Annotated in this window: 11 protein-coding genes; 1 reads left to right on the forward strand and 10 read right to left on the reverse strand. The window is 48.6% G+C overall.

Annotated elements, in window-relative coordinates:
- Positions 1-3 precede the first annotated feature (3 nt).
- From rlmB to dnaN, 5 genes are all read right to left on the reverse strand, one after another.
- A complete protein-coding gene (gene rlmB, locus BQ5591_RS15730) occupies positions 4-744 on the reverse strand; it encodes a 23S rRNA (guanosine(2251)-2'-O)-methyltransferase RlmB (protein ID WP_022163066.1) in 741 nt (246 codons plus the stop codon).
- A gap of 8 nt (positions 745-752) precedes the next feature.
- Complete coding sequence (gene recN / locus BQ5591_RS15735; protein WP_071150048.1) at positions 753-2,414, reverse strand: DNA repair protein RecN; 1,662 nt, start codon at positions 2,412-2,414, stop codon at positions 753-755.
- Between the two features lie 12 nt (positions 2,415-2,426).
- Positions 2,427-3,659 (reverse strand): bifunctional phosphopantothenoylcysteine decarboxylase/phosphopantothenate--cysteine ligase CoaBC, encoded by a 1,233-nt coding sequence (gene coaBC / locus BQ5591_RS15740; protein WP_022163064.1) that lies wholly within the window; start codon positions 3,657-3,659, stop codon positions 2,427-2,429.
- A gap of 2 nt (positions 3,660-3,661) precedes the next feature.
- The gene (locus BQ5591_RS15745) at positions 3,662-4,432 is read right to left on the reverse strand and encodes a 3'-5' exonuclease (protein WP_022163063.1); all 771 of its coding nucleotides are present in this window, start codon (positions 4,430-4,432) and stop codon (positions 3,662-3,664) included.
- Between the two features lie 125 nt (positions 4,433-4,557).
- On the reverse strand, positions 4,558-5,682 hold the full coding sequence (gene dnaN / locus BQ5591_RS15750) for a DNA polymerase III subunit beta (protein ID WP_022163062.1): 1,125 nt from the start codon (positions 5,680-5,682) through the stop codon (positions 4,558-4,560).
- Positions 5,683-6,089: 407 nt separating this feature from the next.
- On the opposite strand from dnaN, the gene BQ5591_RS15755 reads away from it, so the two are divergent.
- Positions 6,090-6,470, forward strand: a complete 381-nt coding sequence (locus tag BQ5591_RS15755; protein WP_071150049.1) for a DUF3127 domain-containing protein — start codon at positions 6,090-6,092, stop codon at positions 6,468-6,470.
- Positions 6,471-6,601: 131 nt separating this feature from the next.
- Here BQ5591_RS15755 and BQ5591_RS15760 read toward each other — a convergent pair whose 3' ends face one another.
- The 5 genes from BQ5591_RS15760 to BQ5591_RS15780 all read right to left on the reverse strand — a co-directional run bounded on the left by BQ5591_RS15760 (position 6,602) and on the right by BQ5591_RS15780 (position 11,972).
- Entirely contained in the window at positions 6,602-8,236 is a 1,635-nt protein-coding gene (locus BQ5591_RS15760; RefSeq protein ID WP_071150773.1) for a DUF3352 domain-containing protein, read from the reverse strand.
- A gap of 71 nt (positions 8,237-8,307) precedes the next feature.
- On the reverse strand, positions 8,308-9,072 hold the full coding sequence (locus BQ5591_RS15765; RefSeq protein WP_071150050.1) for an MBL fold metallo-hydrolase: 765 nt from the start codon (positions 9,070-9,072) through the stop codon (positions 8,308-8,310).
- A 57-nt stretch (positions 9,073-9,129) separates the two neighbouring features.
- Positions 9,130-10,128: a UDP-N-acetylmuramate dehydrogenase gene (gene murB / locus BQ5591_RS15770; RefSeq protein ID WP_071150051.1), complete on the reverse strand. Its 999-nt coding sequence runs from the start codon at positions 10,126-10,128 to the stop codon at positions 9,130-9,132.
- An 11-nt stretch (positions 10,129-10,139) separates the two neighbouring features.
- Complete coding sequence (locus BQ5591_RS15775) at positions 10,140-10,997, reverse strand: DUF4348 domain-containing protein (protein WP_022163057.1); 858 nt, start codon at positions 10,995-10,997, stop codon at positions 10,140-10,142.
- A gap of 18 nt (positions 10,998-11,015) precedes the next feature.
- Positions 11,016-11,972, reverse strand: coding sequence for an NAD-dependent epimerase/dehydratase family protein (locus BQ5591_RS15780; protein ID WP_022163056.1), 957 nt, complete (start codon positions 11,970-11,972; stop codon positions 11,016-11,018).
- Between the last annotated feature and the right edge of the window lie 95 nt (positions 11,973-12,067).

Below are 12,067 nucleotides of genomic sequence, written 5' to 3' on the forward strand. Positions count from 1 at the left end.
GCACTAATTTATTCGTTGTTTCACAGCTTCATAAATCAAAATTCCCGCAGCAACCGAAACATTGAGCGACTCGATGCTGCCAAGCATCGGAATCTTCACCCATTCGTCGCATAAAGCCAGGTTGTCGTACGAAACACCTTTATCTTCCGCTCCCATAATGATGCACATCGGTCCTGTGTAATCGGCCTTCGTATAGTCGTAGTCGCCTTTCTCCGTAGCGGCCACAATGTGGAAGCCACTGTTCTTCAGGTATTGAAGCGTATCTTTCAGGCTTTGTTCCCTGCAGACAGGCAAAGTGTGCAGTGCTCCGGCCGAGGTCTTTATGGCATCGGCATTGACGGTTACACTGTTCCGGGCAGGAATAATCACCGCATCAACGGCTGCACACTCGCAAGTACGTGCAATGGCTCCGAAGTTGCGCACATCCGTAATGCCGTCGAGCATGACAAAAAGCGGATTCTTCCCTTGCTCAAACAGAAAAGGTACCAGGTCTTCTGTCCGCTGATAGGTTACTGCCGACATAAAAGCAACCACACCCTGATGGTTCTTGCGGGTAATCCGGTTAATACGTTCTACCGGCACGCGCTGCACCGGTATGAGGGTTCCCTTCAAAGCAGCAAACAACTCCTTTGACAAGTCGCTCTGGATATCTTTCTTCACCAGAATCCGGTCGATGTCCTTACCTGCCTGAATAGCTTCTATCACGGCGCGTACGCCAAAAATCATTTCATTCTTATCAATCATATCGACTTTTATGCTTTGCCCAACAGTGCCCGTGCATTGTTCAGCGCAGCTTCAGTCAGCGTAGCACCGCTCAGCATGTGAGCCAGTTCTTCTACCCTTTCCTCGTCTGTCAACCGACGGATGTGGCTGTTGGTTTCGTTTTCGTTATCTTCTTTGTATACTTTGTAATGAACGCGTCCGCGAGCGGCAATCTGCGGCAAGTGGGTAATGCTGATAACCTGACGGTTACTGTCACCCATTTCCTGCATGATGTCGGCCATACGGTCGGCAATTTCGCCCGACACTCCGGTGTCTATTTCGTCGAACACGATGGTCGGCAACTTGACGGCTCCGGCAATCATGGCCTTCAACGACAGCATGACACGGGCTATTTCACCTCCCGAAGCTACCGAAGAAATACTCTGCAGAGTTCCATTCTTGTTGGCCGAGAACAGAAAGCTCACTGTATCGGCTCCGTGTACTCCCGGCTCTTTACGGGCACCTACTTCCACCTGAAAACGCACGTTGGGCATACCCAACGGCACCAAGCGAGATGCCATTTGCTTTTCGACCTCGCGGGCTGCCGCCACACGCGACTCTGTCAACACAGCTGCCTGTTGCTTTACCTTATTATATAGGTCGGCACACTGTTGCTTCAAATCCTCAATCTGATCATCAGACGAAGTAATGGCCGACAAACGCGAAGCGTATTCTTCCTGCAAGGTCAGCAGTTCGTCCACCGTAGAGACACGATGCTTCTGCTGAAGCGTATATATCAGATTCAGCCGCGCATTCACCTCGTCCAGACGGGCGGGATTGAACTCTACTTCTTCTTCCCGTCCTGCCACTTCCTGTGCAATGTCTTTCAGCTCGATGTAAGAGCTTTCCAGACGTTCGGAGAGTTCCTCGGCCGCAGGATAGACTTTACGCATGGACTGCATGGTGCTCAAGCAATCGTTCAGCAAGGGAAGCAATCCGCCTTCATCGGCCGACAGGCCTTGACCTACCCGATACAAACCCGCCTTGATGTCTTCGGCATGGCTCAGCAACTCGGCTTCCTGCTCCAATTCTTCCTGCTCGCCAGCTGTCAAATTAGCTTCTTCCAACTGCTCCAGTTGGAAGCGTACAAAGTCTTCGTCAGCCTTATCACGTTCGGCACGGGCTATCAACTCTTCCAACTGCTGTTGCGCCTTCTTCCAGCTGCCGTAGCAATCGGCATACACGGACAAGGCGCCGTCGTTGTGAGCCAGAATGTCGAGTACATTCAACTGGAAGCCCTCTTTGTTGAGCAACAGGTTCTGGTGTTGCGAGTGCACATCAATCAGCATCTCGCCCAGTTCTTTCATCTGTGCCAGCGAAGCGGGAGTATCGTTGATAAAAGCACGGCTCTTGCCCGAAGCATATACCTCGCGCCGCAGGATGCACTCGTCCTCATATTCCAAGTCGTTGGCCTCGAAAAATGGTTGCATGCCATAAGCGGCTATTTCGAAACGGGCTTCGATGATACACTTCGAAGCTCCCCGGCGTATAGCCTTTACGTCGGCACGCTGCCCCAGCAACAGGCCGATGGCTCCCAGAATAATAGACTTTCCGGCACCCGTTTCGCCCGTAATCACCGAAAAGCCGTTCTCCAGCCGGATATCGAGCTGCTCGATCAGCGCATAATTTTGTATGTAAAGTGAGCGCAACATAATTCTGACTGATTACGATTGTACATCCCGTTTCAACACTGCCGCCAGATGATCGACGATGTCGGCTGCGACCTCCGCTTTCGACTTCAGCGGATAATCGGTCTTTCCGTTACGGTCGATAATGCTGACTTTGTTGGTATCGTAACGGAATCCGGCTCCCTTGTCGTTCAGGGAATTAAGCACAATGAAGTCCAGATTCTTCCGCTGCAGCTTGTCTTCGGCATTGTGCTGCTCGTCGTTGGTCTCAAGCGCAAAGCCCACCAATACCTTGTCGGGGAATTGCTCTTTCTTCATCAGCCCCAAGGCTGCGGCAATGTCCTGAGTAGGCTTCAGCGACAGCGTCATGTCTCCCGTCTTTTCGCGCTTGATCTTGTGATCTGCCACTTGCTCGGGCGTATAGTCGGCCACAGCAGCCGACAGGATAACCGCATCGGCCTGCGGAAAATGTTTGCAAGTTTCTTCGTACATCTGCCCGGCACTCTCTACATTGCAGCGCTGCACGGGGAAATAGGTGTTCCGCTGTACAGGGCCTGCCACAAGTATCACCTTCGCACCGCGCGCCGCACATTCGTCGGCCAGCGCAAAGCCCATCTTGCCCGACGAGTAATTCCCAATGAAGCGCACCGGATCTATCTTTTCGTACGTTGGTCCGGCTGTTATCAGAATGGTTTTACCTGTCAGGTCGCCTTCCTTGGCTGCGAAGTATTCTTCCAGATGGCGGATAATGTTTTCCGGTTCTTCCATCCGGCCTTTGCCTACCAGGTGGCTGGCCAGCTCGCCGGTTCCCGGCTCTATGATGTGATTTCCGTACGAACGGAGTATCTCCAGATTCTTCTGGGTAGAAGGATGGGCATACATGTCCAAGTCCATTGCCGGAGCCACAAACACCGGCGCCTTGGCCGAGAGGTAAGTGGTGACCAGCATGTTGTCGGCCACTCCGTTAGCCATCTTGCCAATGGTCGAGGCTGTAGCGGGAGCTATCAGCATGGCGTCGGCCCACAAGCCCAGGTCGACGTGGCTGTTCCACGTGCCGTCGCGCTGGGCAAAAAACTCGCTGATAACGGGTTTGCTGGTCAGGGCCGACAAGGTGATGGGAGTAATAAATTCCTTGCCCGCTGGGGTGATGACCACCTGCACCTCAGCCCCTTTCTTTATCAGTCCGCGGATGATGAGACAAGCCTTATAGGCGGCAATGCTGCCCGTAATGCCCAATACGATTTTCTTCCCTTTCAGTATATTTGCCATAATTACTTCTGAGTCATTTCACGCAGACGAATCTTTGTCAGCATGGCTTTTGTATTCAACGTAAAGTCACTGTTCAGCATCCAGCCGTAATATCCCGGATCGCGCTTCAACACTTCGGATACGGACATGCCTTTGTACTTGCCGAAGTTAAAGACTTCCACTCCGTTGTCGTCGTACACCATACGGCCTGCAAAGTCGACATTGCGGTTGAAACTGGAGAAGTCGGCCAGAAAAGCGATATCGTTCTGCAACTCCGGATAACGGTCGAGCTGCGACATCAACACTTCGTAAGTAGCACGTGTATCGGCTTCGGCTGTATGAGCATCTTCCAGATTCTTGCCACAATAGAATTTGTAAGCAGCCGACAAGGTGCGTTGCTCCATCTTATGGAAGATAACCTGCACGTCGACAAACTTCCGGCGGCTCATGTCGATATCCACATTGGCACGGAGGAATTCTTCGGCCAGCACGGGGATGTCGAAACGATTGGAATTGAAGCCGGCCAGGTCGCATCCTTCGATGTCGTTGGCTATGCTGCGTGCCACTTCCTTGAAAGTGGGACAATCGGCCACGTCGGCATCGTATATGCCATGCACAGCCGAGGCTTCGGCCGGGATGTGCATTTCGGGATTGATACGCATGGTTTTGGCTTCTTCGTTGCCATTGGGATATACTTTCAGATAGCAGATTTCTACAATCCGGTCTGTATTGATATTGGTTCCGGTCGTCTCCAGATCGAAGAAGACAATCGGGTTCTTTAAATTCAGTTTCATTCTATGATTTGTTTAGTGCCCGACAAGGAAACGAGTCGGCAGATTGCCAAGCAGAAGAAAGCTACCGCTCCACACCGCTTGCCAAGCTGCCAACTCGTCCGCTAAGTCAAGTATTCATTTATATATCAGTCGTTCAGCATCATCGGCATCAGCAGCATCAGCAGGTCTTCATTCTCTTCCTGCTCGGCAGGGATAATGACTCCTGCACGCGAAGGATCGGCCAGTTCGATGACTACCTCTTCGGCAGAGATGTTGTTCAGAATGTCGATAAGGAAAGTCGACTTGAAGCCGATGCTCATCGGATTGCCCACATACTGGCACGTCAGGCTTTCTTCGGCCGAAGTGGAGAAGTCGATGTCCTGAGCGGAAATCACAATCAGATTCTCCTGCATGCGCAGCTTGATAAGGCTGCTTGCCTGAGAAGAGAAGATGGATACACGGCGCAAGGCTCCGAGCAGCTGCATGCGGTCGACCGTCACTTTATACGGGTTGTTCTGCGGAATAACGGAGTTGTAGTTCGGATAACGGCCTTCGATCAGACGGCACACCATGCGATAGTTTTCGAGTGTGAACACTGCATTGCGTTCGTCAAACTCGACTACCACTGTGCCCTGCTCCTTCGGCAGCAGGTTCTTCAGCAGCGAAGCCGGTTTCTTGGGCAGGATGAAAGCGGCACGTTCGTTACCCTTGGCAGCCAGTGTCTTGCAGCGTACCAGCTTATGGCCGTCGGAAGCCACCATCGTAATATCTTCGGTCGTAATATCGAAATAGATACCGTTCATCACAGGGCGAAGTTCGTCGTCGGCAGTAGCAAACACTGCACGGTTGATGCCTCCCAGCAGAATGGAAGCCTCCATTTCTACACGGACTGCGTTCTCGCCCAGCATGGCCGACTGCGGAAACTCGTCAGCATTCTGTCCCATGAGGCTGTATTTACCATTCTGATACTGCACGGTGATTTCCAACGTGTTCATGTCCACATCAAATGTCAAAGGCTGTTCGGGGATCTCCTTCAAGGCATCCAGCAAAGTCTTGGCTGTGACGGCAAAACGTCCGTCCGCATCGCTTTCGTTCACCTCAACCGTTGTGACCATCGTGGTTTCACTATCGGATGCTGTTACCGACAAAGTCCCATCTTGCAGTTCAAAAAGGAAGCAATCCAGAATGGGCAATGCATTTTTCGAATTAATCACGCGACTGACAGCCTGCAAATGACTGGAGAGTGCAGTACTTGAGACGATAAATTTCATATGTTTCGTATATTTAAGTTTTTATAATCCTGTATTGTACAACCACAGGGAGGAGCACACTCCACCCTATTTAACTGACGGACAAAGTTAAAAAAAGAATTCCCTATGACAAAAAATACGGAAAGAAAAAAAAGCATTTGCCGTTTCCAACCGTTCCCACTTGTGGAAACTGGAGTTCCCCAGTTAGGAAACTGCCGTTCCCTCAAAAGGGAATCGGCGTTCCCTAGTAAGGGAACGGACACACATACTTGTGGCATGGCAAAAGCCATCGAACAGCAGCCGTACAGCAACCACCTCCGGCATTGCCACCGGCACACTTCGAAAAGTAAAATCAAAAAAACAGAATTTATTCGTCGGATATTCCTAAAAAATTGTAACTTCGCCGCATCATTAAAACAAAGAGAACAATGGAATTTACAGGAAAAATCATCGCTATACTCCCTGCAAGAAGCGGAGTTTCAAAGACCGGCAATGAATGGAAAGTACAGGAATACGTGATTGAAGACCACGGTCAATATCCCCGTAAAATGTGTTTCGACATTTTTGGAGCCGACAAAATAGAACAGTTCAACATCCAGATGGGTGAAGAGCTGACCGTATCGTTCGACATCGACGCACGCCAATGGCAAGACCGCTGGTTCAACAGTATCCGCGCCTGGAAAGTAGAACGCGTAAGCGCAGCTGCCACTGCAGCCCCTGCCGCTGCCGGAGCTCCCGTTCCGCCGCCCGCTCCTACTGCTACACCCGAATTTACTGTAGGCGACGCCAACGACGACCTGCCGTTCTGACAAATGCAGGCAACGACAGTAAAATACGTCGACAGCTGAAAAACAACCGTAATCAAATATAAAAGGGGATGTGCAAACACCGCACATCCCCTTTTACTATTCCTACAGAGGCAGAACAAGCCGGGTACGACTCATCCGCCCTTATACAACAAGACCACATTGGGATAAACCACGCCATCCGTACACGTAAACTGTATGGACAGAATGAAGTGACGGAAGAAATCGGAATGCCGGAAAAAGAAATTGGGCACCAGGCGGACAGATGTTTCTTCCTGCGACATAATCTCCTCCATATCGGCCATCATAAGAAAGTTGTAAACCGGAGCAAGTCCTTCCACACTTGCCTCGTACAGGGGTATTCCCTCCAGCAAGTCGTTCTCCTCCATCGCACAGATATAAGCGGAAAGGCTGCGGGCATCCGGAGCCAGAAGCAGCGAGCCTTTATAGAAACAGGCATACGTATGCAGAGCCGCCCCGGCAATGCCGGCCAAGCGAGCAAGCAAGGTGTTACGGGGCAATACATATTGCCGATACGGACGCGCCTGAGGATAAAGCTTGTACTGAGGCGACCTCCATTGGAAAGGAGGAGCGTCTTTCTCGCGCGGAGTGGCATACAACAACGATTGCAGTTTCCGCTCGGCATGAAGCACATCTACAATCGGCACCCTCATTACGGCGCAAGGACGCGTATCGACAGTATCTTTCGGATGGAACAGACAGGAAAGTATGCGGCCACCGCCGTATTCGTTCAGGAAACCAATCCATTCTTCATCACGCGCCTTGATGTAATCCGAATATCCGCTTCCGGCGTATTGCTGCGACTGAACAAAGTTCCACACCTCTTGCCCGTCCGAGACGGACCAGAAATCATAAAAGAAAGTAGTTCCGGGAAGCAGCTGCCCGGGGAACAGTTCAATAGGCCTCTGCTTGCGCAATGCGTTGACAAAGGTCAGTGTCGAGTCAGCCCCATGACTCAGTCCCGAACAATAAACAGCATCGTCTTTCAGTTTCAGGTCAAATTCTCCCCATCCGCCCAGCTGGGCAGCAGTACGGACAGTATCGGCATCTCCACCCATATCAATGGATTTCATGCGTACGTAAAGTGTGGCGGAAACATTGGCCCGTTTACCCAAATGCATCGACCGGAAAGACGGAAGCTCCATCAGCGAACTCTTGTCAGCAACAGCATCGATAACCTGCTCTATCAGCCGCTTCTGAAAACTGACCACCAGATAATCGGAAGTAAAATAAGCCGCCAGAAAACGCCCGCCCGACATCGGATAGATGGAAATGCTTCTGCCCCGATAATCGGTCTGCTTTGCCGGAAAATGGCTGGAAGTATATTTCTGAATGAATGCCTCTACCAGCTTCGAGTCACCGGCACCCAGGCTGCAATACAGCACCTGATTCAATTTATTGTCGGGCTCGTGAAAGCTTATCAGCATCCGGTTCATCTGGACACTCAGCCCATGAGGCGTATCATCGACAAACGTCTGGAGGTATTTTTTCAGATAAGTAAAAAGGTCGGAAACGTATAAAAAATGCCCCTCTTCGCTACACTGCAATCCGTTGACATCCTGCACAAGTTCTGCCATTCTGTCCGTCTGAAGCACAGCTATCGCATCCTGCGGAACTAATGTGTGAAGATCGAAGTCTTTCTGCCGTTCGACAGTATCCAGCCACAAAAAGGAATACACACCAAAACCTGTGCATACCAGCACTACGGACACTATCACAATTATTCGTATGAGCAGGCGGAACTTCATGGCACACATTCATCTTGTTTTGGCAAAAATAAAAAAAACAACTAACAAAACAAAATAAATGTTGCAAAAGTTTATAAGTCTACTTCCAATCCGTCATAGGCAAAATGTATGTGTGGGGGCAGCTGTTCGCTTATCACACGATGCAAGCCGGCATGATGGCTCATATGAATAAAATAGGTTTCGCGCGCCCCGATACGTTCGGCAGCAGCCAGCGCTTCCGAAATTGTCTGGTGCGTAGGGTGCGGTTGCGGACGCAGCGCATTGATAACCAATACTTCTACGCCTTTCAGTTGCTCGTATGATTCGTCCGGCATGGCAGACATATCGGTGATGTACCCTAAACGTCCTCCAATGCGATAACCCAGGATGGGCAATTTTCCATGCATAACCCGCACCGGCAAGACCTCTGTCGTATGAACATAAAACGGTTTTCCGGCTTCCACCTGCTTCAGATAAATACGCGGAATTCCAGGATATTTTTTATCGACAAAGCAATATGGCATACGTGCGCAAAGATGCTCGACGATATAGCCGTCCGTATAAACAGGAATTTCACCGAAGCGGCAGAACGGGCGCAAGTCATCAAGCCCTCCTACATGGTCGTAATGCTCGTGTGTTATCAGCACCGCATCTATCCTTTCAAAAGGAGATACCCGAAGCATCTGTTCCCTGAAATCAGGCCCACAATCAATCAGAATCACCGCATCATCGGTATGTATCAGAGACGACGCACGCAAACGGTTGTCTCTAGGATCTGTCGAAGTACAAACCGGGCATGTACACCCTACTTCAGGAACTCCCGTCGAAGTTCCACTGCCTAATATCCTTAATTTCACTTCAATACCTTTTAATCAGTTAATCACTTTAACCTATCCGAGCCTATCCGAAACAGTTCAAATCATATTCACCTCCGGATGTATTTCCACGCCAAACTTCTCGCGTACCGCAGCTCGTACTGCATCCGACAAAGCTACAATGTCCGCACCGGTAGCTCCGCCACAGTTGACCAGTACCAGCGCCTGCTTATCGTGCACAGCCGCATTCCCCAAGCTTTTACCTTTCCAACCGCACTGTTCAATCATCCAGCCAGCCGGAATCTTCACATGCGTAGCATCCACCTGATAGGATGGCATGGAAGGATATTCCTGCAACAACGTTTCATATTTTGCACGCGGAACAATCGGATTCATGAAAAAGCTTCCTGCGTTTCCAAGCACTTTCGGATCGGGCAGTTTACTTTCGCGAATGCTCACAATCACCTGTCTGACCGTTGCCAGATCAATTTGGGGATATTTCTCCAGCTCCTGACGAATCGTGCCATAGTTCAACGTGTATTGTTCAGCCTTATTCAAAGCAAAAGTTACATGAGTCACAAAGAAAGATTTCATGTCAGGTCTCTTAAACACACTGTTCCGATAGGCATAACCACACTCTTCAACGCCGAAAACTCGCTTGTCTCCGTGCACATCCACCGTTTCCACACAGCTTATCAGATCTTTCACTTCGACGCCATAGGCACCAATATTCTGTACGGCGCTGGCTCCTACCTCACCGGGTATCAGGGAAAGATTTTCGGCACCATAATATCCGTGCTCTACGCAATAAGCAACAAAATCATCCCAAATGACACCTGCACCTACACGCAACCATACTTTTTCGGCATCCTGATTCACCATTTCAATCGATTTGATAGCCGAATGTAATACAGTTCCTTCAAAATCGCCTAAAAACAACAAATTACTGCCGCTCCCGACATGCAAATAAGGAGAGGAAATCTGTCCCTCTGCAATCAAGGCCTTCAATTCTTCCACCGAGGCATATTCAAGCCACCTTCCAGCTTTGACATCAAGACCAAATGTATTAGGTATGTTTCTCCCTTTTTCGAAAATCATATTCCAAAAGCTTAAATACTTGTATCTTCGTACTTATACAATTCCCATTCGCCCTTCTTCTTCCGAAAATAAAACACATTGGAGTAACCATTTCCAATTCCGTTCACCTTGAGAATTTTCGAATCGGACAAATCCTCATTCTTCTGTCCGTAATTGATGTTAGACAACTGATCCGTCGGCAAGGTAGGCCGAAAAGCAAACCACTGATCTACAGATAATGTTGTTTCCAATATTGAGAATTCGTCGTCCGGATCGATTGTTACAAATCTCAACGGATTACAAATATGCGTCCTCTGATACAAACTATCGGAAGCAAAATGCGCATAAAAATCTACAAAGTTCTGATTTGCATCTTTCTCCATATGCCGCAAATTAATGGCTTCGAGCATCCACATACCTTTTTTACGCTCAAAATAGTATTTCTTCACCATATGTGTCTGCAAGAAAATCCACTCAACTTGCACAGAGGTCAAAGTCGTATCCCCAATCAAGTCCATATCTTCTTCGTTATCGAAAAGCATGGTGTAATAACTTTGACGAGTGAACAAATAATCATGCTTCCACTCTTCCTTTTGGATACGCAAAGGGGTATCAACGTTATAATAAGGCAGGGGGAAAACTGTTCTTTGCCGTTGCAAAGCCTCATCGGAAGCATAATTAAAAATAAAATCATCAAATAGCTCATCTGCCTCCATCGGTTTAGGAGTCTCTGCTTCTGCTATTTGATTCAAGGAATCAGCTTCGCTACCCTGATGCGAAGCTGAATCCACTAAATCTGTTATAGAGGTAAAAGGGTCTATCTTAACTTTCTTATTCCCACAAGAACAACAAACAGCCAAGATGAAGAACCCTAAAAATATTTTTTTCATCTTTTACGGACCTCAAGGTCACTTTTTAAATTTAGCTCTCAGTTTTTCAAGCATATCAACAGTCATTGACTCAAGATCATATTGAGGCTTCCAGTCCCATTCTTCACGGGCACAAGAATCATCCAACGAATCGGGCCAGCTATCTGCAATAGCTTGTTTCAGCGGATCAACCTTATATTCCATTTCAAAATCGGGAACATGCTTTTTGATTGCCGCATAAATAATTTCGGGAGAAAAACTCATGGAAGCAACATTAAACGCATTGCGATGTTTCAATCGGGCAGGGTCAGCTTCCATCAACGAAATAGCAGCATTCAATGCATCGGGCATGTACATCATATCCATATATGTACCCTCCTTAATCGGACAAATAAACTTTTCACCCTTCACTGCAGAATAGTAGATATCAACTGCATAATCGGTTGTTCCACCACCCGGAGGAGTCACATTGGAAATGATACCTGGGAAACGAACAGCACGGGTATCTACGCCATATTTCGTGTAATAATAATCACTCAACAGCTCTGTAGTTACTTTCGTAACGCCATACATCGTACGAGGACGCTGAATGGTATCCTGAGGAGTTTTAACATGAGGAGTAGATTCTCCAAACGAACCAATAGAACTTGGAGTAAACACAGCACATCCATACTCGCGTGCAACTTCCAAGACATTCCATAACCCGTCAATGCCGACCTTCCAAGCCATAGCCGGACGACTTTCTGCAACAACAGACAACAATGCAGCCAAGTTGTAAATCGTATCAATCTTAAATTGACGTGCTACCACCTCAATGGATTGACGATCGGTTACGTCAGCTATAGCCGAAGGGCCTGACGCCTTTAACTCTCCTTGTGGCATAGCACTTGGGATATATCCGGCCACAACATGGTCATCACCATAACGTTTACGCAACTCTAATGTGAGCTCAGAACCGATCTGCCCGGTAGCTCCAATTACCAAAATATTCTTCATACGACTTATTTATTAAGGTGTTGTTAGTATCGGGAGGCAAATATACGCACTTTTTTTTCATTTTTCTATCAACTTGCTATTGTTTATTTAGAGAA

The organism is Bacteroides ndongoniae (genome assembly GCF_900108345.1).
GTDB classification, from domain to species: domain Bacteria; phylum Bacteroidota; class Bacteroidia; order Bacteroidales; family Bacteroidaceae; genus Bacteroides; species Bacteroides ndongoniae.

What these genes read in the sequence shown, in the direction of transcription:
- rlmB (WP_022163066.1), bottom strand. Translation starts at nt 744, where the DNA reads ATGATTGATAAGAATGAAATGATTTTTGGCGTACGCGCCGTGATAGAA.
- recN (WP_071150048.1), bottom strand. Translation starts at nt 2,414, where the DNA reads ATGTTGCGCTCACTTTACATACAAAATTATGCGCTGATCGAGCAGCTC.
- coaBC (WP_022163064.1), bottom strand. Translation starts at nt 3,659, where the DNA reads ATGGCAAATATACTGAAAGGGAAGAAAATCGTATTGGGCATTACGGGC.
- BQ5591_RS15745 (WP_022163063.1), bottom strand. Translation starts at nt 4,432, where the DNA reads ATGAAACTGAATTTAAAGAACCCGATTGTCTTCTTCGATCTGGAGACG.
- dnaN (WP_022163062.1), bottom strand. Translation starts at nt 5,682, where the DNA reads ATGAAATTTATCGTCTCAAGTACTGCACTCTCCAGTCATTTGCAGGCT.
- BQ5591_RS15755 (WP_071150049.1), top strand. Translation starts at nt 6,090, where the DNA reads ATGGAATTTACAGGAAAAATCATCGCTATACTCCCTGCAAGAAGCGGA.
- BQ5591_RS15760 (WP_071150773.1), bottom strand. Translation starts at nt 8,236, where the DNA reads ATGAAGTTCCGCCTGCTCATACGAATAATTGTGATAGTGTCCGTAGTG.
- murB (WP_071150051.1), bottom strand. Translation starts at nt 10,128, where the DNA reads ATGATTTTCGAAAAAGGGAGAAACATACCTAATACATTTGGTCTTGAT.
- BQ5591_RS15775 (WP_022163057.1), bottom strand. Translation starts at nt 10,997, where the DNA reads ATGAAAAAAATATTTTTAGGGTTCTTCATCTTGGCTGTTTGTTGTTCT.
- BQ5591_RS15780 (WP_022163056.1), bottom strand. Translation starts at nt 11,972, where the DNA reads ATGAAGAATATTTTGGTAATTGGAGCTACCGGGCAGATCGGTTCTGAG.